At 35.0% G+C, this 21,065-nt stretch carries 22 protein-coding genes; 11 read left to right on the top strand and 11 right to left on the bottom strand.

Annotation, left to right across the window (positions count from 1 at the left end; all coding sequences use genetic code 11):
- Nucleotides 1–371 precede the first annotated feature (371 nt).
- The 6 genes from G581_RS0101590 to G581_RS0101565 are packed head-to-tail and all read left to right on the top strand — an operon-like array spanning nt 372 to nt 4,876.
- Entirely contained in the window at nt 372–1,499 is a 1,128-nt protein-coding gene (locus G581_RS0101590; protein WP_028844311.1) for a carbohydrate porin, read from the top strand.
- A 16-nt stretch (nt 1,500–1,515) separates the two neighbouring features.
- The gene (locus tag G581_RS0101585; protein WP_028844310.1) at nt 1,516–2,286 is read left to right on the top strand and encodes a DUF4198 domain-containing protein; all 771 of its coding nucleotides are present in this window, start codon (nt 1,516–1,518) and stop codon (nt 2,284–2,286) included.
- Entirely contained in the window at nt 2,286–2,879 is a 594-nt protein-coding gene (cbiM, locus tag G581_RS0101580) for a cobalt transporter CbiM (protein ID WP_028844309.1), read from the top strand. The genes G581_RS0101585 and cbiM overlap by 1 nt, the downstream gene beginning before the upstream one ends.
- The gene (locus G581_RS0101575; protein ID WP_028844308.1) at nt 2,876–3,484 is read left to right on the top strand and encodes a hypothetical protein; all 609 of its coding nucleotides are present in this window, start codon (nt 2,876–2,878) and stop codon (nt 3,482–3,484) included. Before cbiM ends, G581_RS0101575 begins: the two co-directional genes overlap by 4 nt.
- Nucleotides 3,474–4,217: a cobalt ECF transporter T component CbiQ gene (cbiQ, locus tag G581_RS0101570; protein WP_028844307.1), complete on the top strand. Its 744-nt coding sequence runs from the start codon at nt 3,474–3,476 to the stop codon at nt 4,215–4,217. Before G581_RS0101575 ends, cbiQ begins: the two co-directional genes overlap by 11 nt.
- The gene (locus tag G581_RS0101565) at nt 4,214–4,876 is read left to right on the top strand and encodes an energy-coupling factor ABC transporter ATP-binding protein (RefSeq protein WP_038064627.1); all 663 of its coding nucleotides are present in this window, start codon (nt 4,214–4,216) and stop codon (nt 4,874–4,876) included. The genes cbiQ and G581_RS0101565 overlap by 4 nt, the downstream gene beginning before the upstream one ends.
- A gap of 5 nt (nt 4,877–4,881) precedes the next feature.
- Here the strand turns inward: G581_RS0101565 and ffh are convergent, their stop codons facing one another.
- The 4 genes from ffh to aroE all read right to left on the bottom strand — a co-directional run bounded on the left by ffh (nt 4,882) and on the right by aroE (nt 7,929).
- A complete protein-coding gene (gene ffh, locus G581_RS0101560; protein WP_028844305.1) occupies nt 4,882–6,204 on the bottom strand; it encodes a signal recognition particle protein in 1,323 nt (440 codons plus the stop codon).
- A 3-nt stretch (nt 6,205–6,207) separates the two neighbouring features.
- Complete coding sequence (locus G581_RS0101555) at nt 6,208–6,708, bottom strand: peroxiredoxin family protein (protein ID WP_028844304.1); 501 nt, start codon at nt 6,706–6,708, stop codon at nt 6,208–6,210.
- Between the two features lie 3 nt (nt 6,709–6,711).
- Nucleotides 6,712–7,044, bottom strand: coding sequence for a thioredoxin (gene trxA, locus G581_RS0101550; RefSeq protein WP_028844303.1), 333 nt, complete (start codon nt 7,042–7,044; stop codon nt 6,712–6,714).
- Between the two features lie 66 nt (nt 7,045–7,110).
- Entirely contained in the window at nt 7,111–7,929 is an 819-nt protein-coding gene (gene aroE, locus G581_RS0101545; RefSeq protein WP_028844302.1) for a shikimate dehydrogenase, read from the bottom strand.
- A gap of 528 nt (nt 7,930–8,457) precedes the next feature.
- Here aroE and G581_RS0101535 point away from each other — a divergent pair.
- The 4 genes from G581_RS0101535 (at nt 8,458) to G581_RS0101520 (ending at nt 13,260) form a co-directional block, all read left to right on the top strand.
- A complete protein-coding gene (locus G581_RS0101535; protein WP_028844300.1) occupies nt 8,458–9,495 on the top strand; it encodes a Gfo/Idh/MocA family protein in 1,038 nt (345 codons plus the stop codon).
- A 65-nt stretch (nt 9,496–9,560) separates the two neighbouring features.
- A complete protein-coding gene (locus G581_RS0101530; RefSeq protein ID WP_051178674.1) occupies nt 9,561–10,697 on the top strand; it encodes a DegT/DnrJ/EryC1/StrS family aminotransferase in 1,137 nt (378 codons plus the stop codon).
- Nucleotide 10,698: 1 nt separating this feature from the next.
- Nucleotides 10,699–11,616 (top strand): glycosyltransferase family 2 protein, encoded by a 918-nt coding sequence (locus tag G581_RS0101525; RefSeq protein ID WP_028844298.1) that lies wholly within the window; start codon nt 10,699–10,701, stop codon nt 11,614–11,616.
- Between the two features lie 21 nt (nt 11,617–11,637).
- Complete coding sequence (locus G581_RS0101520) at nt 11,638–13,260, top strand: phosphohexomutase domain-containing protein (RefSeq protein ID WP_038064624.1); 1,623 nt, start codon at nt 11,638–11,640, stop codon at nt 13,258–13,260.
- Here the strand turns inward: G581_RS0101520 and G581_RS10235 are convergent.
- The 7 genes from G581_RS10235 to mqnE form a co-directional block, all read right to left on the bottom strand.
- A complete protein-coding gene (locus G581_RS10235) occupies nt 13,249–14,034 on the bottom strand; it encodes a menaquinone biosynthetic enzyme MqnA/MqnD family protein (RefSeq protein WP_051178671.1) in 786 nt (261 codons plus the stop codon). The genes G581_RS0101520 and G581_RS10235 overlap by 12 nt on opposite strands.
- Nucleotides 14,031–15,479 carry an RtcB family protein gene (locus G581_RS0101510; RefSeq protein ID WP_028844296.1) on the bottom strand — a complete coding sequence of 483 codons (1,449 nt, stop codon included), beginning with the start codon at nt 15,477–15,479 and terminating at the stop codon, nt 14,031–14,033. Before G581_RS0101510 ends, G581_RS10235 begins: the two co-directional genes overlap by 4 nt.
- Before the next feature lie 81 nt (nt 15,480–15,560).
- On the bottom strand, nt 15,561–15,971 hold the full coding sequence (locus G581_RS0101505; protein ID WP_028844295.1) for an archease: 411 nt from the start codon (nt 15,969–15,971) through the stop codon (nt 15,561–15,563).
- Nucleotides 15,968–16,375: a HEAT repeat domain-containing protein gene (locus tag G581_RS0101500; protein WP_169368349.1), complete on the bottom strand. Its 408-nt coding sequence runs from the start codon at nt 16,373–16,375 to the stop codon at nt 15,968–15,970. Before G581_RS0101500 ends, G581_RS0101505 begins: the two co-directional genes overlap by 4 nt.
- A 4-nt stretch (nt 16,376–16,379) precedes the next feature.
- Nucleotides 16,380–17,321 (bottom strand): NAD(P)/FAD-dependent oxidoreductase, encoded by a 942-nt coding sequence (locus G581_RS0101495; protein ID WP_028844293.1) that lies wholly within the window; start codon nt 17,319–17,321, stop codon nt 16,380–16,382.
- 45 nt (nt 17,322–17,366) lie between these two features.
- Nucleotides 17,367–18,410 (bottom strand): cyclic dehypoxanthinyl futalosine synthase, encoded by a 1,044-nt coding sequence (mqnC, locus tag G581_RS0101490; protein WP_051178669.1) that lies wholly within the window; start codon nt 18,408–18,410, stop codon nt 17,367–17,369.
- Complete coding sequence (gene mqnE, locus G581_RS0101485) at nt 18,398–19,477, bottom strand: aminofutalosine synthase MqnE (protein ID WP_051178667.1); 1,080 nt, start codon at nt 19,475–19,477, stop codon at nt 18,398–18,400. The genes mqnC and mqnE overlap by 13 nt, the downstream gene beginning before the upstream one ends.
- A gap of 121 nt (nt 19,478–19,598) precedes the next feature.
- Between mqnE and accC the strand changes: the two genes are divergently transcribed.
- Nucleotides 19,599–21,014, top strand: coding sequence for an acetyl-CoA carboxylase biotin carboxylase subunit (accC, locus tag G581_RS0101480; RefSeq protein WP_028844290.1), 1,416 nt, complete (start codon nt 19,599–19,601; stop codon nt 21,012–21,014).
- Nucleotides 21,015–21,065 lie beyond the last annotated feature (51 nt).

Genomic DNA, 21,065 nt, shown 5'->3' with positions numbered 1-21,065 from the left:
AATCTTACTTATTTTACGATAATTGCTTATGAAAATATAATTTTTTCACTATTCTTTTCTGCCTTTTTCCGTGAGCGCACCATTCTCCTTCAAAGACATTAAAATCACGGGACAGATAGTTATACTGGATTTTCACGTATCTAATATTATTTGAAACACCTTACAAAAAAATGATAGATCACATATTAAACTTGCATTAGGTGATGCTTTAAGTGAGTTTGCAGGCTGTATTTGATTACAATTCACTTTTTTCTTAAGTTGACATAAAAGTATTCTGTCTGTTAGAATTTCTTCCAAGCCACGAAGGCTGAGTAGGTTCAGAAGAGCCAAAGCTTTCGTGGCTTTTTTTATTTTTAAAAAGGAGGCTATGCATGAACAAATATCTTATTGTTTACTTAATTTTATTTTTACCCATATCAGGATTTGCAGCAGACATTACAGAGAAGTTATCGATTTCAGGGACAGAGACAACAGTTTACCAATGGCTTGATAAGTCTCAGGGAGATGTTCCTAACAAAGACCGTGGTTCAACTGTCATTGATTTCAACGTATCATTTAGACCTACTGACAATGACGAATTTTTCATAAGGGCAACTTTTGCAAAGGGCAGTGGATTTCACTCTGAAAGCTCACTTTATCCCTTCACACTAAATCCCAATGCAGATGACCTCTTTGTTGACTTGCACAACATTAACGGACACAGCAGAGACCATCTGCAGGAACTCTGGTATGCCCATAAATTCAACATAAAAGAGGATATATCTCTGAAACTCACTGCTGGAATAATAGACTCAACAGCATTCATTGATGACAATGCCTATGCAGCTGATGAAGTTAGTCAATTCATGAATGAAACATTTGTTCACAATCCTCTTGCAAACCTTCCAAGCTATGATGCAGGAGTGGCTGCTGAGTTTGAAACAGGAGATTTTCATATAAGAGCAGTTGGTATGAACTCAAAGAACGACTATGATAGAGATTACAACTACTTTGCTTTACAGTTAGGATATAAGCTTGACACAGAAATTGGTGAAGGTAATTACCGTATTTATGGATTTACAACAAACAAAAAATTTGATAAATGGCAGAAAAGCGAAGATGAAAGGCTAAACAAAGGTAGTTTAAAAGGAATCGGATCATCATTTGACCAACAACTAATAAAAGATGTTCTTGGAGCGTTCTTTCGTGCAGGCTGGCAGGATGACTCTGCCCAGATTGACTACAACAAAATGGTTTCATTTGGATTGAATCTGAATGGTTCTGTATGGGGGAGAAAGGATGATGAAGTAGGGATTGGTTATGCTTATTTAAAAAGTCCCTCAAAAGCACAGTTAAAAAGAACCAATGTGTTTGAGTCCTATGTGAAGTTTAAACTCTTCAGTTATAACGTATTAAACTCTGACATAACTCTTGATTATCAGTACATTCAGGATAAATATCCTCAAGAAGAAACAAAAGCAGGTCATATATACGGACTGAGATTTAATGTCAGTTTCTAAAAAAGGAGGTTAAGCTATGAAAATGTTTTCAAATGTTTTGACTGGTTTAATTTTAGTAATACTTATAACAGGTACAGCTTTCGCTCATTTTGGTGTGATTATGCCATCTGAGGACATAGTTGAGCAAAAAGATTCCAAAAAGATAACACTTAAAATCTACTTTATGCATCCCTTTGAACAGCAATGGTTAAATATGGAAAAACCAAAAATCTTTGGGGTAATGTTCAATGAAGAAAAAACTGACCTTTTGAATACCCTTATTAATAAAAAAGTAAAAAGTAAAAATACATGGGAGACTCAATTTACAATAAAACGTCCTGGAGATTACATATTTTATCTTGAGCCTCAACCATACTGGGAACCAGCTGAGGATAAATTCATAGCTCACTATCCAAAAGTTGTAGTTCAGGCATTAGGAAAAGAGGAAGGATGGGATAAAGAAGTAGGTCTTCCAGTAGAAATTGTTCCTCTTACAAGGCCTTATGGAATCTGGGCTGGAAATGTATTTCAGGGAGTTGTCAAACTAAATGGAAAGCCTCTTGCTTTTGCAGATGTTGAGGTCGAATACTTTAATGAGGGTGGGAAAGTTAAAGTACCTAAAGAGCCATATATAACACAGATTATAAAAACAGATGCTAATGGAGTTTTCACCTATGCCATTCCACGTGCAGGATGGTGGGGATTTGCAGCACTTCAAGAAGCTTCATATAAAATTAGAAAAGATGGTAAAGAATATCCTGTTGAAATCGGAGGAATTATCTGGATTAAAGCAAGGGAGATGAAATAATGCATATATCTGAAGGAGTTCTTTCTACGTCAGTATTGTTTACAGGAGCGATTTTATCTATTGCAGGACTTGCTCTTGGACTTCGTAGAATAAGAAATGCTGATATACCAAAAGTTGCGGTGCTTTCAAGTGCTTTTTTTGTTGCATCATTGATTCACATTCCTATTGGTCCGAGTTCTGCTCATTTAGTTTTAAATGGACTTGTTGGAGTGCTTCTTGGCTGGGCAGCTTTTCCTTCCATATTTGTTGGTTTGATACTTCAAGCGCTTGTTTTTCAATTTGGAGGATTAACAACACTTGGGGTGAATACATTTGCCATGGCAATGCCAGGAGTTGTAGTATATTTTGCTTTTAAAAAATTTATTAAGAAAGGCAGAAATACCGCATTTATTGGTGGAGTACTTGCTGGAGCATCTGCGATAATTCTCAGTGCAGTATTAATAAGTATTGCCCTTCTTGAAACAGAAAAAAGCTTTATTGGAATTGCAGGAACATTTCTTGCAGTGCATCTTCCAATTGCCTTAATTGAGGGAATAATCACTGGATTTGTTGTAGTTTATCTTAAAAAAGTTAAGCCGGAGGCGCTGGGATGAAAAAAACTCTTTTTATTATTTTATTTGTCTTTATTTTTCAGAGTTTAATTGTCTTATTTTATTCAGTATCAACAGAAGCTCATAAAGTAAGTGCTTATGTTTATAGAGAAGGAGATAAAGTTATCGGTGAGTGCTACTTTGTTGATGGCGCACCATGTAAAAACAGTAAAGTTGAAGTATATGATAAAGAAGGCAGAAAAATTGTTGAAACTGTAACTGATGAAAAAGGGAATTTTAGTTTTAAAACTTCAAATAAAGATGAACTAAAAATAGTTATTCCAGCAGGAGAAGGACACAGAGCAGAATACACTCTTGCAGCATTAGAACAGGTAACAGCAAAAAATGAAATAAAAAAAACAGGTACTCAACAATCCAGGCAAGCACAGGAATTAAAACTACCGGAGAGTTTAATAAATAAAGATGAACTAAGACAGATTATTAATGAAGCAATGGATTCAAAGTTACAGGGATTGCAAAATGAAGTTAGAAATATTAGAAAACAACTTGATACCATTAACTACAGAGACATAATCGGAGGAATCGGATATATCTTTGGAGTATGGGGATTAATAATGATGCTTAAAGGGAAGAAAAATGCATCTTGAAGAGTTTGCAGAGGGTAGTTCTTTTTTACATAAAGCTGATCCAAGAGTAAAGATTATAATTTTTTCTTTGTTCAGCATTTTATGTGCTACTGCAACAGACCTTAAAATACCATTGTACTATCTCATTTATTCTGTATTTTTGCTTTTTATTGCTGATTTAAAAATAAAGCCTTTTCTTTCAAGAATTTTTGTTGCAAATTTTTTCATTCTCTTTATATGGATTTTTATTCCTCTTAGCTATCATAGCAATCCTTATACAACAGTAGGTATGTTTAAAATAAGCCACGAAGGATTAAGATATGCCTTATTAATCACAGTTAAGTGCAATGCCATCATTATAGCAACAATAACACTTCTTTCAACATCTTCGGTTTTTTCTCTTGCCCATGCTATGCTTCATTTGAAAGTTCCCCAAAAGCTTGTAACAATATTTTTTCTTTTTTATAGGTACATTACTGTAATTCATGAGGAATATCTGAAAATAAGACAAGCTGTTATGGTTCGAGGATTTACTCCAAGAACAGATATTCATACCTATAAAACATATGCATATATGATTGGCGGAATGCTTATTAAAAGCTATGAAAGAGCAGAAGAAATTTATAGAGCAATGCTCTGTAGAGGTTTTCACGGGTTTTTCCCTTTGTTTGAGCATTTTCACACAAGAAAAAATGATATAATATTCGGTATTATTTCATTGTCATCTTTTATTTTATTCTGGACTATAAAGTGAAAAAGCCAATTATAAAACTCAGAAATATTTCATTTCACTATGACAGCATAGAAGTTCTCAAAAATCTTAATCTTGAAGTTTATGAAGGTGACAGAATAGGTCTTATCGGTCCAAATGGTTCAGGTAAAACCACACTTCTATATATTATAATGGGACTTTTAAAACCAACTTCAGGAACAGTTGAAATATTCGGTAAACCAAGACATACGGAAAAGGATTTTATCGAAATAAGACAGAAAATAGGTCTTCTCTTTCAGGATTCAGACAGCCAATTATTCTGCCCCACAGTAAAGGAAGATATAGCATTCGGCCCTCTAAATCTTGGCAAAACAAGGGAAGAGGCATTTAAGATTGTAAATGAAACCTGCGAATTGCTCGGACTGAAAGGATTTGAAGACAGAATTACATATAAGCTTTCTGGAGGAGAAAAAAAGCTTGTTGCTTTTGCAACTGTAATGGCAATGAACCCGATATGTTATTTGCTGGATGAACCTTCTTCAGGACTTGATGAAGAAACAACAGAGAGACTCCTGAATTATTTAAGAAATAATGCACAAACTTATCTCCTGGTTTCGCATGACAAAGATTTTATTAACAAGGCAACTGATAAAATTTTTGTGCTTGAACCTAACAAAATATCTATACTTGAAAAATTATAAAAGACTTAAAAAGGAAATATTTTCGGAAGCTTCAATCCTTTCCCATGTTTCATCTGCTTCATAAGCTTTCTCATCTCATTAAACTGTTTAATAAGCCTGTTTACTTCTGTAACAGTTGTTCCACTTCCTTTAGCAATGCGTATTCTTCTGCTTGCATTCAAAATTTTAGGATTTGTTCTTTCTTCAAGAGTCATTGAGTTAATTATTGCCTCCACTCTTATGAACTCCTTTTCATCTATCTTAATGTTTTTAAGCATTTTATTAGCGCCTGGAATCATGGAAAGAATGTTTTCAAGAGGACCCATCTTTCTCATTTTTCTTATCTGTTCTTTCAGGTCATCAAAACTAAACTCATTTTTTTCAATCTTTGTTTTTAGTTTCTCAGCCTCTTTCTGATCATAGGCCTGTTGCGCCTGCTCAATAAGAGTTAAAACATCTCCCATTCCAAGAATTCTCTTTGCCATTCTATCAGGATAAAACTCTTCAAGAGCATCAATCTTTTCACCGGTTCCAATAAACTTTATTGGTTTGCCAGTTACCTCTTTTATTGATAATGCTGCGCCACCACGAGCATCACCATCCATTTTCGTAAGAATGACACCATCTATGCCAATTTTTTCATTGAAACTCTTTGCAATATTAACAGCATCCTGTCCTGTCATCGCATCAGCTACAAAAAGAACTTCTTTAGGTTGAAGAATTTCTCTCACATCCTGAAGCTCCTTCATGAGATCCTCGTCCACATGCATTCTTCCAGCAGTATCAACAATCACTGGATCCATTCTGTCAATTACTGATTTCTTTAAAGCTTCCCTGCACAGTTCTCTCGGATCCTTAATCTCATATGAATGAAAAACAGGAATATCTATCTGTTTACCAAGAGTTACAAGCTGGTCAATGGCTGCTGGTCTCTGAAGATCTGCTGCAACAAGCATTGGGCGGCGTCCCTGCTTTTTAAAAATCCTCGCTAATTTTGCTGAAGTGGTAGTTTTGCCAGAACCATGAAGTCCTACCATCATAATTACAGTTGGAGGGTTAGCATTTAGCTGAATTTTTGAACTACTTCCTCCAAGAAGTTCACAAAGTTCATCGTAAACAATCTTTATTACCTGTTGTGCTGGTGAGAGACTTTCAAGAATTTCTTTTCCTATCGCCTTCTGTCTTACTCTTTCAATAAATGATTTAACAACCTTAAAATTGACATCTGCTTCAAGTAAGGCAATCCTTATTTCTTTTAAAGCAACATCTACATCGTCTTCTTTAAGAATTCCTTTTCCTTTAAGCTTTTTAAATATTATTTCAAATTTATCTGTCAATGCTTCAAACATTGTTTACCTCCTCAAAAGCTTTTCAGTTTCTTTATTGAGCAATCCAAACATATCATTCGTTATACCTCTGTATATCTGAACAATCTTTTTTTTATCATTCAGAATAAAAAAGTTTGGAAAACCAAAAATATTGTAGAGTTTCTTTGTTTTGCTATCACTTATAAAAACAGGATATTTAATTCCTCTGTGTTTTTTAAATTCTCTTAACTTTTCAGGATTTTCTATTTCATTGTTGAACAAAACTCCAATTATTTGAACAGCTTCACCGTTAAATTTCTCATAAAGCCGGTTGATATCAGGAATTATATAGTCACAGGCAAAACATTTTGTTGATAAAAATTCGATAATTATAACTTTACCATTAAATTGATAAAGATTTACGATTTTATCATCTATTGTAATAAGGGAAAAGTCAGGAGCAGAGTCCTCTTTTTTGATTGTACTCTGCCCTATCTGAGGAATTAAAAAAAAAGTAAAAAAAATTAAAATTAAAACCTTTTTCACAAATTAACTGCTAAGAAGGGTATCCAGTTTGCTTTTTAAAATAGATTTCGGAACAACACCAACAATCTGATCAACTCTCTGGCCATCTTTAAAAAACATTATTGTTGGAATTCCCATAATGCCATAGCGCGTTGCAATATCAGGATTTTCATCTGTATTAAGCTTCCCTACTTTGATTTTCCCTTCATACTCCTTGGCAAGCTCTTCTATTGTAGGAGCAATTATTCTACACGGACCACACCATGGAGCCCAGAAATCTACCATTACTAAACCTTTAGCATTTAAAACTTCAGTTTCCCATTTAGAGCTAGTAAGCTCTAGAATACCTTCAGCCATTTTTACCTCCGGGAAATTTTGTGGATAACTTCTTTAAAATAAATCTTCCTCCACTGTTTTGTCAATCTACCTAATTTTTAAAGTTTTTTTCATAATCTCAATCGGCGCCTGCATCCCTGTCCATATTTCAAAGGCAAATGCAGCCTGCCACACAAGCATCCCATATCCTCCAATTACCTTACATCCAATTTTTTTTGCCTTTTTCATCAATGTAGTTTCAGGATAAACAAGATCACAATAAGTATGCTCTGATGTTAATAAATTAGGATTTAAGGGTGGTGGGTCATCTTTTTTTAATCCAAGTGATGTTGCATTTACTATAATATTGATCTTTTCAGCAACAAATTTGTTAATGTTTTCAATAATTTCAATAAAACCAAGATTGCTGAACTTTTCTTTTATTGCTTGAGCTTTAGTAGAGGTTCTATTAAAAATATAAACCCTTCCACCTTCTATTAAAATTCCATAAACCACTGCTCTGGCAGCACCTCCTCCTCCAATGATTAAAACATTTTTGCCTTTAATGAAAAATCCCTCTTCCTTAAGCGATGAAATAAAACCTCTAACATCAGTATTGTATCCTTTTAAAACTCCTTCCATGTTTACAATTGTATTGACCGCTCCAATTTCTTTAGCCTCATCAGAAACTATATCAAGATACTTAATGACTTCTTCTTTATGAGGAACTGTTATATTTACACCTTTTATATCCAAAGCTCTGATTCCTTCAACAGCTTCTTTCAATTTTTCTCTCTTTACATGGAATGGAACATAACAGTAATCAAGCCCAAGATATTTAAAAGCCTCATTATGAATCAAAGGAGAAAGCGTATGTTCTATAGGATCTCCAAATATACCAATGATTTTTGTTTTTCCTGTAATCATAGCTTATATCTTAACAGAGATTTCAACATTTATTAAAAATTCTTCACATTAGAACATAACTGATATCCATTAAATTTTACATTCAATAATTAATTTATGCTATATTTAATGAATTAACTAATTATGGCGAGGATGCATAAAACTCTGTGGCCGTAGTTTATGTGGAATGTAATTTGGGCTGATATGAAAAATACAGATGCAGAATAAATGGTTTAATAATATTAAAAGAAATTACATAGATATTCAAAATACAAACATTCAATTAATATGTAAAAGTCTTATTAGCTGGTATTTTTTGAAATTTTATTCAAAAAAATATTTTAAAAAAAATCTTTTGAATGAAATTCTATTTTGCTTTATACAAGATAAAAAACAAAATAGTAATTTATATAAAACAATTAACATTGTCATAACAATCTCTCATTTTTTAGTTGAAAAACCCGATTTTTTAGGAAAAAGTTGTCGGGTTGTTGTTAAGAAAAATATAAAGACTCTTAATCGCAGTCAATAATTAATCAGGAGGAATATATGAATAAATTGAAAATTGCTGTATTTGGTGGAGGATACTGGGGTAAGAATTTAATCAAAAACTTCTCCAACTCCGCTATGGGAGAGGTAAAAATAGTATGCGATTTAAATCAGGATGTGTTATCAGAAATTGCCTCTCAGTTTCCTTTTGTTGAAGTCACTTCAGATTTTCAGAGAATTATAAAAGATACTCAGATTGATTGTGTGGCGATTGCAACTCCTCCCAGTCTTCATTATCCTGTAGCCAGGGAGACTTTACTGGCTAAAAAGCACACATGGGTAGAAAAGCCTCTGGCAATGCATATTGAGGAAGGAGAGGAATTGGTTCAAATCGCTAAAAATAATAAGTTGGTTCTTTTTGTCGATGAAACTTTTCTTTATGATCCGGCATTGAGGATGGTTAAGGATATTATTGATTCAGGAAGAATAGGCAACATTTATCATCTTCTTTTTCAAAGGCTTGGTATGGGCAGGGTTCGTTGTGACTCAAATGTATGGTGGAATTCTGCTCCTCATGACATTTCCATTCTCAAGTATCTTATTCCCAATACAGTTAAAGAGATAACCTCGAAAAACTTCTGTTACCTTCAAAAAGATATTGCAGATGTGGCATGGTCTTCTCTGGAGTTTGTCGATGGAATTTCCGCATGTATCAACTTAAGCTGGTTTTATCCTATAAGCACCGCAAGCGTTACTGTTATAGGCAGTAATGGAGCCATACACTATGAAGGCAGATTTAAAGCGCGCAAAGTAAGTGTTTATAAATTCAATATTGGTTCACCACCTGAAAAGAAAGTAAACGGAGTTCCATCACCGAATTTTATTCCAATTAATGCACAGTTAGAAGAGGAAATCACTGATTTTGGAACTCTCACGCCACTTGAAATTGCATGTCAGCATTTCCTTAGTTGTATAATAGAAAACAAAGAACCATTAAGTAGCGGAGCAAAATCTTTAAAAGTTGTAAGGCTCATGAATGCAGGAGAGCTTTCAAATCAAAAAGGTGGTATTCCAATTAAAATGCCAGAGGAATTATAGCATTAAAGATATGTTTATAATAAATCATTATTCAGAATACTAATTAAGTAACTAGGGAGGTTTTAATGAATTCAGTATCAACAAATACTGTGGAGAAAAAGATTCCATTGCTGGATTTACACCGTGGGTTTGAACCTTTAGAAAAAGAAATTAAAGAAGAGTGGGATAACATTTTAAAAAGTATGAAACTTCTTAATGGTAATAACTTGAAAAAATTTGAAGAAAGTTTTTCTAATTACCTGGGAGTTCGTTATGCATATGGAGTTTCATCAGGAACTGCCTCTCTAATGTTAGGAGTGATTGCCAGCAATATTGGTAGTGGTGATGAAGTTATATTGCATCCTAACTGTTTTATGGCTGCTGTAGAGGCCATTAAAATAGCGGGAGCAAAACCAGTACTGGTTGATACTGAAAAAGAAGGTTTTGGTCCTGATCCTGACCAGATTGAGAAAACAATTTCAGAAAAAACTAAAGCGATACTTATTGTTCACATGTATGGACATCCAATAAATGTAACCCCAATTCTGGATATCTGTAATAAACATGGACTAAAGCTTATCGAAGACTGTTCCCACGCGCATGGGGCTGAATATAAAGGCCGTAAAGTAGGAAGCTTCGGACATGTTGGATGCTTTAGCTGTGGAATAGTAAAAAACCTTAATGCTTATGGTGATGCAGGGGTTGTTGTTACAAATGATGAGAATACAGCATTTCGTTTGAATTACTTACGCGTTCACGGTCAGGTGAAAAAGAACAATCATGTTTTCTATGGATTTAATAGCCGACTGGATGAACTTCAGGCTGCTGTACTGAGAATAAAGCTTAAATATCTTGATGAAAAAAATGCAAGACGAAAAGAAATAGCCCGGCGATATTGTGAAGCTTTGGCAGATATTAAAGATATTACATTACCTCAGAAAGATGAGATTAATTGCCGAAGTGTCTATCATCAATTTGTAATTAGAACATCACAGCGTGACTCATTGGCAGCACATTTAAAGTCTCACGGAATTGATACAGGTGTTCATTATCCAATTCCATTACATCTACAAACTCCATGGAAAGATAACAACTTTGGTACATATAATCTGCCAAGAGCTGAACGTCTTGCACAGGAAATTCTTTCCATTCCTGTTTTCCCTGAACTAAGGGATGATGAAATTGATTATATTATTGAGTCAATAAAGGAGTTTTTTAAATAAAATGGCAAATGATTTTCCTGCTCTGTCTTTGATAATTCCTCTACACAATGAAGCAGGTACTCTTGTATCCCTATATCAGGAAATTAAAGAAGTGCTTGACGGACTGGGAATAACCTATGAGATTATTTTTGTCAATGATGCAAGCACAGATGACACTCCAGAGATTCTAAGACAACTAAAAACTATAGATTCGCATATAAGAGTGATTGAACATAAAAAAAATTATGGAGAAGCTGCAGCTCTTTCCGCAGGATTTAAAGTTTTTCGTGGTGATATTGTTATTACTATGGATGGTGATGGACAGAATGATCCACACGACATCCCGCAAATGGTGCAAAAGATAAAAGAAGGTTATAAAGCAGTGACAGGCTGGCGAAAAAAAAGACAGGAAAAATATTTAACCCGTATTTTACCCTCCATTATTGCAAACAGAATAATTTCATTTGTTACAGGAATTCCTTCTCATGACAATGGTTGTGGACTAAAAGCATATCGGGCAGAACTGGTCAGGAATTTTATTGTTCCTCATGGTTTTCACAGATTTCTTCCAGCGGTACTCGGTGTCAAGAGTGAAGAAGTAGCTGAAGTGAAAGTTAATGATCGAAGAAGAACATACGGAAAATCTCACTACGGCCTCTCCCGTACCAAGGAAGTAATCAGAGAATTGCTTACCATACAGTTCATGATTCATAATCCCAAAATATGGCTTCCACGTTTTCGGCTTTTATATATCACTTTTTCAGGGATAACACTAGTATTATTAGTTGTCTCCATATCTAATTCAAAAACTTCAGTACTGCTGATAACCTGTTTATCTCTTATCCTAACCATTGTTTTTAGGATAATTTTTAAAAACTTAGATCGTGTTATTAATATCAGAGAAAAAATGGAGTTCCAGAGGGAAGAATTGTTAATATAATAAAAAATCAAGGAGTTCTTTATGAACGCATCTGAGTTATGGAAGGAAATTTTAGATAATCCAGCGACTAAAAAAAACCTTCTCAAAGATATTGAAAAGCTCGCCAAAGAAAATAATAATCCAGCAGAGATTCACTTTGGAACATCAGGCTGGCGCGGAGAAATAGGCTCTGATTTTACAATGCATAATGTAAGGATTCTTGCTCATGCAATAATTGAAGCTGTTAAAAGTGAAGATAAAAGCATTTTAAAAGCAATAGGAGTGAATTCTTTTAATGAGTTTAAAAAAAGAGGAGTTATTGTTGGACATGACACTAGGATTCTAGGCAGAGAGTTTGCATATGAAATAATTGGAGTTATTCAGTCAGAAGGAGTAAAGTGCTACTATGCTGGAGAGGCAACCACTCCTGAGTTTTCTGCTGGAATTGTTGAACTTGGTGTGGCAGCTTCCATAAATCTAACACCAAGTCATAATCCGCCAAATTATGGTGGATTCAAACTAAATCCATCTGATGGAGGTCCGGCTCCTGAAGAACTTACAAAACCAATTGAAACCATTGCAAATGAACTTATGAAAAAAGAAACAAAAATCAAGATTGCTCATACAGAAATTGTTGAACATATTAATCTCACAGACCTCTATACTGCATTTCTCAAAAAAAGAAATGTGATTGATTTAGAAAAAATTACAAAGTTCATTGAACGTTATAAACCATCAATAGCAATTGACCATATGTATGGTACAAGTCGAGGAAAACTTGCAAAAATACTTTCGTTAAAACCAGGAACATTCATATGTCTTAGAAAGGATGATGATCCTCTTTTTGAAGGACTTTCACCTGAACCAAGTCAAGCAAATCTCAATCTCGCTCTATCAAAACTAAGAGAGCAAAGCTCCTCAAAAGATATTTTAGGTTTTGCTGCAATAATCGATCCCGACGGAGATAGAGTTCGTTTTGCTGATTTAAAAAGACAGATACCCATGAATTATTTTGGTGCAATGGCATTTCATTTTCTTTACACACATAAAAATATGCGGGGAGTTGTTGCAAAAAGTGTAGGTACAAGTAATTTTGTAAACGCAATAGCTTCAGAACTTGGAGTTGATATTGTTGAAACAAAGGTTGGATTCAAACATTTTAGACCATATCTTCTACCCAATGCCAGAACTAAAACAATAGTTGCCTTTGAGGAATCCGATGGAATATCAGCTCAAAGGCATGTTTTAGAAAAAGATGCAATTTTTGGAGTTCTTCTTGCTATTGAGATGCTGGCCACTTTGAATAAAAATCTGAGTGATTATCTTGAAGAAATCGAATCCCTGTATGGAACATATTTCCCTGACAGAACCGGGATAGAACTTCCAAGAGAGAAATTCGGTCCACATATAAAGAAAAAGGTACAGGAATTCGCAAAAAAATTTAAAACAGGAGATAATTTTGAAATAGGAACTCTGAAAAAAAGCATCTCTGACATTATAACCATTGACGGATTGAAAATAGTTTTTAAAGATAACTCATGGATAATGATTCGTCCATCAGGAACAGAACCAAAAATAAGAATTTATGTTGAAGGCAAATCCGAAGAAGAAAAAAATATTTTAATAAAAGAAACCAAACAACTGGTAATACAATTATGCCAGTGAATTAATATATTTTTCAAAAAGTTTTAAACTTTCTTTGTGTTTATCTGTTAAATTGTAATCCATGTTTTCTGTCCAGTAATAAACTATTTCATCTTTTGTCATAAACTCTGTTAAATAGTAATCTTTTACCATCTCATTGAAATATTTGCTATAACTGTTTTTTGCATGGAGAAGTTTTTCTCGGAATTTCAGATATTCTCTATAAACTTCGCAATCTGGTCTGGTTACTTCTTTCCTTACAATCCAAAGAGCAAATACAAATGGCAATCCTGTATATTGATACCACAAATTTGCAAGGTCATAGACCTTTTTAGTTTTATTTAACTTACTGTATTTAAGAGCATCGTCTCCTATTAATAAAAAAGACTCTCCAGTATATGGAGCTGCTGAGATATCGTATTCTGGCTTTACCTGAACAAATTGTTCCAGAATTACTTTTAAAAGTAAATGAGAAGTGGCAGACTGATCTGTAAGCAAAATCTTCCTGCCATCAAGAGCTTTTATGTCATAATTACTAAAAAAAAGCACACTCGCAACATACTCTTTCGCACTTATGCAAATTTCATCAACATAATCATAAATTTCTTGATTTAGTAAATACTCCACTGAAGAAGAAGGGCTCACATCTATTAGACTGTTTCTTAATGCCCAGTTAAGTTGAGATGGCACACCTTTTACAAGGTGAATATCATCAGTCAATAATTTTTCCCTTTCAAGAACGTAAAATATTGGATAAACATTGGCATATTGAATCCAGCCAACTTTTAACTTCATCCCTTTATTACCCCCAGTGGTTTTAATTTGACTACTTTTTTTGCAATTCCAGCATTGTGAACAACATCAACAACATTTGAGATATCCTTATATGCATCTGGCATCTCCTCTGCAAGAGTCTCTTTCCCTGCTGCTCTAACAATTATACCTCTTTCAGCCATTTCTTGCTTTATTGACCTTCCCTTTGCCTGTTTGATTGCCTGATTTCTACTGAGAACTCTTCCTGCACCATGGCAGGTTGAACCAAATGTCTCCTGCATTGCCTTCTCTAATCCAACCAGAACAAAGGAAGCTCTTCCCATATCTCCAGGAATGATTACTGGTTGACCAATATCTTGATAGCAATCCGGCAACTCAGGGTGATTTTTCGGAAAAGCTCTTGTTGCACCTTTTCTATGAACAATTAAACGCATTTTTTTGTTATTTACTGTATGCAGCTCTTCCTTTGCAATGTTATGAGCAACATCAAAAACAACTTTCATTCCAAGTTCTCTTGGAGAGAGTTTAAAAAGCTTTAAAAATACTTCTCTTGTCCAGTGCATAAGGCACTGTCTATTTGCCCATGCATAATTTGCAGCTCCCTTCATCGCAGAGAAATATCTCTGTCCTTCTGGACTTTTAAATGGAGCACATGCAAGCTCTCTGTCAGGAAGTTCTATCCTGTATTTTTTAGATGACTGCAACATAAATCTTACATAATCATCACATATCTGATGCCCGAATCCTCTTGAACCACTATGAATCATCACTGTGATTTGACCCTTGAAAAGTCCCATTGCTGTTGCAACTTCTGGTTCATATACATCAGCAACATATTGAACTTCAAGAAAATGGTTGCCTGAACCAAGAGTACCCTGCTGAGCCTTTCCTCTTTCATACGCTTTTTGGCTGATAACATCCGGATCAGCACCTTCAAGGCATCCGTTTGATTCAATTCTCTGAAGATCATCTGCCTCACCATATCCCTGCTCAACAGCCCATATTGCACCCTTACGCACAACATCCTCTGCATCCTTTGGTGCTAGCTTTATCTTTCCTGTTGAACCAACTCCGGAAGGTATATGGGTATAAAGAAGATTGGCCAAATCCTCAAGTTTTGACTCAACATCTTTACGCGTTAAATTACTCCTGAGAAGTCTTACTCCGCAGTTTATATCATAGCCAACACCACCTGGAGAGATAATTCCTTCATCTACATTGAAAGCAGCAACTCCGCCAATAGGGAATCCGTATCCTGTATGAATATCAGGCATTGCCAGCGAATTACCAACAATTCCTGGCAAGGTTGCAACATTGGCCACCTGACGCACTGAGTCAACTTCCAGTTCTTCTTCCAGAATTTCATCAACGTATACTATGCCGTCTGTTCTCATACCTGAAACAAATCCTTTTGGAATTTGAATTCTGTATGAATCTATTCTTACTGTTCCATCTATTTTCGGCATATATACCTCCTATCCTGCCATATCAACAAATCTTCTTTTAATTCAATCCATTCATTACAAATCTCTAAAATTATTATATCTTTAAATATCAAAAATTATCTCTGCTATCCAGTGATTGTTTTCCTGTTTGACAACGAGGTTATGGTATGTTGCTGCTTTTACCAGAAGTCTTCTTTCATGTTTTTTAGGATCAAAGACCTCTCCATGGATTTTGACTTTAATGATGTTATTTTCGATATCAACTTCAATTGAATTTCCAATAAATCCGGAAGTATCAAAAATAAAAATCAGTTCATTAAGAAAACTTACAAGCAGGTCTTCAAGTGTTTCTGCTGATAGTTCAAACTCTTTTGTTTCTTTTTGTTCTATAAGATTTAAGTCAGTTATAAGACTGTACAATCCCAATCCAGCATTTATAAAACATTCTTCACAACTTCTTCCTTCTGCCCTGAGTCCAACATCTCCCAAAACATCTATTACCTGATAACTCATGTTATGCTTTTAAGAGCATCTTCGATAAATTCTCTAACCTGAGTATCTTGTTCTTTGTTGAGTGCTTCTAAAAGAGCATCTCTTGAGTCAGGATCAGCTATTATCTCAAGAGCATAAGCAGCATCACCACGAATATTTTTTTCTGATGATTCAAGCAAATCAATTAATGAAGGAACAATTTTTTTCAAAACTTCAGGATTTTTCTCTTTTATCTCTTCAATTATCGCAATTGCTCCCACTTTAATTCTAATTCTTTCATCTTTTATCATCTTTGGAATTAAATAAATTTGCTCTGGATCATGCTCAAAAAATGTAATGATGTTTTCAAGGTAGCCATTGTCAAGATAATCAAAAAGCATCTCTTCAAAAGCCTGCCCTCTCCAGTTATCGCCATTTCCTTTCATGCTATCAACCATGCCAGTCTGATTTTATATTTTTTCTTCCTCTTATATGCTTTTCAGCACTGAGTGCAGCTATGGCTCCCTGAGCACAGGCAACCACAACCTGCCTCACATGAGGACTTGCCACATCGCCTGCAGCGAAAACTCCCTGGATAGATGTCTGCATGAATTCATCCGCCACAATGAATCCTCTTTCATCAACTTTTAATGCCTCTGCAAGAAAGTCTATTACAGGCTGAGATCCCGCTATATAGACAAAAACTCCTGATAAATCAATAATTTTTTCATTACCATCTCGATCTTTCAAAACAATTCCTGTAACAGAATCAGTTCCTGAAATCTCCTTGATAGAGTGACCTTTGAGTATCTGTATTTTTTCATTGGAGTAAATGGGATGGCCTGAGTCAACCTTTAAAGAAGTTGAAGGAGTGATTAAATAACAGATATCTACAAATTCTGTTAAATACAGCGCTTCTTTTACAGCTTCTTCACTGTCTCCAAGAACAGCAACCTTTTTACCTCTAAAAAAGGGCGCATCACATACAGCACAGTAACTTACACCTCTTCCAAGAAACTCTCCTTCTCCTTTTATGGATGGTTTTCGTCCCATAGCACCTGTTGCTATTATTACAGCTTTTCCCGAATAAGAACTCTGCATGGTTATTATTTCCTTTGTTTCTGAAATCAGATTTACACCTATAACCTGTTCTTCTCTGTATTGAACGCCAAAAGATAAAGTCTGAGTGTGCATTCTCTGAAGAAGTTCCATTCCTGAAAGAGGTTTTTCAAGTCCTGGATAGTTTTCAATTAAGGATGCATGGGCGAGTGCTCCTGTAGTTTTTGATTTATCAATAATTAATGTTTTCAAATTCGCTCTTGCAGAGTAAATGCCTGCTGTAAGCCCTGCTGGTCCTCCTCCGATAATAATTACATCAAAAAGCTCACTCATAAAATCCTCCTAATCCAAAACATTATTAAAACTTCATTTATTTAATTATAAAAACTTTAAAATATTGTAAAATGTATCCCTCTGGCATGGCTTGAATCCTGCTGAACGTATTGCCTGAATCAATTCGTCCATGCTAACTCTATAGCAAACACCTGCTGCTTTGACAACATTTTCCTCAAGCATGGTTGAACCGAAATCATTTGCTCCAAAACGAAGTCCAACCTGAGCAATCTTGACTCCCTGAGTGACCCAAGAAACCTGAATATTTTTGACGTTATCAAGATAAATTCTACTTAATGCAAGAACCTTTAGATATTTTATAGCACCTGCTGGCATAAGCTCTGAGTTTTCTTTTTTAAGATCTGTATTCCATGGTTGAAAGCTCCATGGAATAAATGCTGTAAATCCGCCTGTCTCATCCTGAAGACTTCTCACGGCTTCAAGGTGTTCAACTACATCTTCATCTTCATCCAAACTGCCAAACATCATTGTTGCCGAGCTTTTCATGCCCAGCACGTGAGCCTCTCGCATCACATCAAGCCACTGTTTGGAATTAATTTTATTTGGTGATTGTCTCATTCTTACTCTATCACTTAAAATCTCAGCTCCACCTCCTGGAATTGAGTCAAGTCCTGCATCCTTTAATCTTTTAAGGATTTCTCTTATTGATAAACCTTCCTTCTGAGAAAGGAAATAAATCTCAGGAGGAGAGAAACCGTGAACATGAATTTTAAAATTTTCTTTTATAAACCTGAGCATCTCAATATAAAAATCCAATCCTAAATCAGGATTAACACCGCCCTGAAGTAGTATCTGAGTGCCTCCTTGATCAATTGTTTCTTCAATTTTCCGGGCAAGCTCCTGTTTTGATATTACATAGGCTTCTGGATGGTCTTTAGTCCTCCAGAAAGCACAAAAAAGACAGTGATTAATGCAGATATTTGTATAATTAATGTTTCTATCAACAATAAATGTAACAATACCCTGAGGATGCAGTGTTTTTCTCACAGTATCAGCTGTTTTACCGAATTCAAAAATTGATGCTTCTTTAAGCATCTGTATTGCTTCAGACTTATTTAATCTTGCCATATTCGCAAAATATTGTAAAATGTATCCCTTTCTGCAGGTATTCTACCTGCTTCTTTGATTGTATGAACAAGTTCATAAACTGAAACTCCATGCTTTGACCGGGCGCCTGCAAAATGAGCAACTTTCTCATCTATAACAGTTCCTTCAAGACAGTCTGCGCCAAAGAGCAAAGCAACCTGGGCAAGCTTTTCTCCAAGCATTATCCAGTAAGCCTTTACATGCGGAATGTTATCAAGAACAAGCCTTGATACAGCAATTGTTTTAAGGTCATCTATTCCAGATGGATATGGAACTTTTATATCATTATTTTCAGGTTGGTAACTCAATGGAATAAACGCAAGAAACCCCTCTGTCTCATCCTGAAGACTTCTGAGCCTGAAAAGATGTTCAACTCTGTGTTCGTAAGACTCGAGATGTCCGTAAAGCATCGTTGCATTGGTTTTTATTCCAAGAGCATGCGCAGTTTTTATAACTTCAAGCCATCTTTCGCCCGATATTTTTTCAGGACATATCCTGTTTCTTACATCTTGATTAAAAATCTCAGCTCCGCCTCCTGGCATTATATCAACACCTGCTTCTTTGAGCCTTAAAAGAGTTTGTTCAAGAGTTAATCCAGAGAGCCTTGCAAAATAATCAACTTCAACTGCTGTGAATGCCTTTATTCCAATAGATGGAAACTCCTTTTTAATTGCCGAAATTATATTAAGATAATCTTCGAAACTCCATTCAGGATGTAACCCAGAGACAATATGAACCTCTGAAATATGTTGAGAACTCTGTTCAGCCTCTTTAAGGCGTTGTATAATATCTTCAATGCTCATCTCATATGCTCCAGGCTCACCTTTAGAACGAGAAAACGCACAGAAACGACAGCGATTAATGCAGATATTGGTTGGATTTATATGCCTGTTTATAATGAAGTAAACTCTATTATGGTTAATTCTTTTTGAAACTTCGTCAGCAAGCTGACCTATTATGTGAATTTCATCAGAGTTGAAAAGAAATATGGCCTCTTCTTCGTTAATTCTTTCTCCATTCACTATTTTTCGCTCAATTTGTGCCAGCATCAGTTTTATTATACATTGTCATTGATTTATTTTAAAAATTCATTTAAAATTTTAATAATTTACCTTTGAACCCGGCTTCTTTGTTTTCAGGTTCAGGGTAAAATTAAAAATAGGTGAAAATATGTTTAATAAAGTGTTAATTGCAAACAGAGGTGAGATTGCATTAAGAATTATCAGAGCCTGCAAAGAGCTCGGAATAAGGACAGTTGCAATATACTGCGAACCTGATGCAACTGCAAGATATGTTAAAAAAGCTGATGAAGCCTATCTTGTAACTCCAGGACCTCTCAGGGGTTATTTAAATATTTACGGTATTGTCGAGCTTGCAAAAAATGCTGGTTGTGATGCAATTCATCCTGGATATGGATTTTTATCTGAAAATCCGCAGTTTGCAGAAGCATGCCTTGATGCTGGAATTGCATTCATAGGTCCAAATCCTGAATCAATTAAAAAAATGGGGTTAAAAGTTGAAGCAAGAGCGCTTGCAAAATCAATCGGCATTCCTATTTTACCAGGTACACAGCCAATAAAAAACATTGAGGATGCAATAAAACTTGGTAAAGAAATAGGCTTTCCTCTGATGATTAAAGCTACTGCAGGAGGTGGAGGCAGAGGATTAAGAATCTGTTATGATGAAGAATCCTTAAAAAGGCAGATTCCGGTTGCCATGTCAGAAGCTAAAAAAGCATTTGGGGATGAACGTATTTTTCTTGAAAAATTTCTTGAAAGACCTCACCACGTAGAAATCCAGATTGTTGCTGATAAGTATGGAAATGTTATATATCTTGGTGAAAGAGACTGCTCAATTCAGAGAAGGCATCAAAAGTTAATAGAGATTGCACCATCGCTTTTACTAAAAAAAGAAGTAAGGCAACTAATGGGAGATGCAGCTAAAAAACTTGCCAAAACAGTTAATTACGATAATGTTGGAACAGTTGAGTTTCTTGTAGATGAATCACTAAACTTCTACTTTCTTGAGATGAATACAAGAATACAGGTTGAACATACAATAACAGAGGAAATAACAGGAATTGACCTCGTTCAGACAATGATTAAAATTGCAGCAGGTCAGCCTCTTACAATAAAGCAGGAAGATGTGTGTCTTGATGGCTACTCAATACAATGCAGAATTAATGCTGAAGATCCATTAAATGATTTTTTGCCATCTACAGGAGTCGTTACCTCATACTATTCGCCAGGAGGTTTTGGCATAAGAATTGATGGACATGTGACAGAAGGATATAATGTCCAGCCATATTATGATTCTCTTTTAGCAAAACTTGTTGCATGGGGAAAAACCTGGGACGAAGTTGTAAGAAGAATGCACCGAGCGTTAAGTGAGTATGTTATAAGAGGCGTTAAAACAACTATTCCGTTATATATAAAAATAATGGAGGACGAAGACTTCAAAAAGGGTAACTTCAGTACAAAATATATTGAAGAAAAATTAAACAGTCTACTTTATACAGAAGAAAAAGACCCCTTTGATTTATCTGTAATTTTATCTGCTGCAATTGTTGCTCACAGCAGAGTTTAAGGAGGAGACTCTTTAGATCTTCAATAATTTTTTTGTTCTGAATTTTTAAAT

Origin of the sequence: Thermodesulfovibrio thiophilus DSM 17215 (assembly GCF_000423865.1) — a bacterium.
Taxonomy (GTDB): Bacteria; Nitrospirota; Thermodesulfovibrionia; order Thermodesulfovibrionales; family Thermodesulfovibrionaceae; genus Thermodesulfovibrio; species Thermodesulfovibrio thiophilus.
This window is presented reverse-complemented; position numbering and strand designations above follow the sequence as displayed.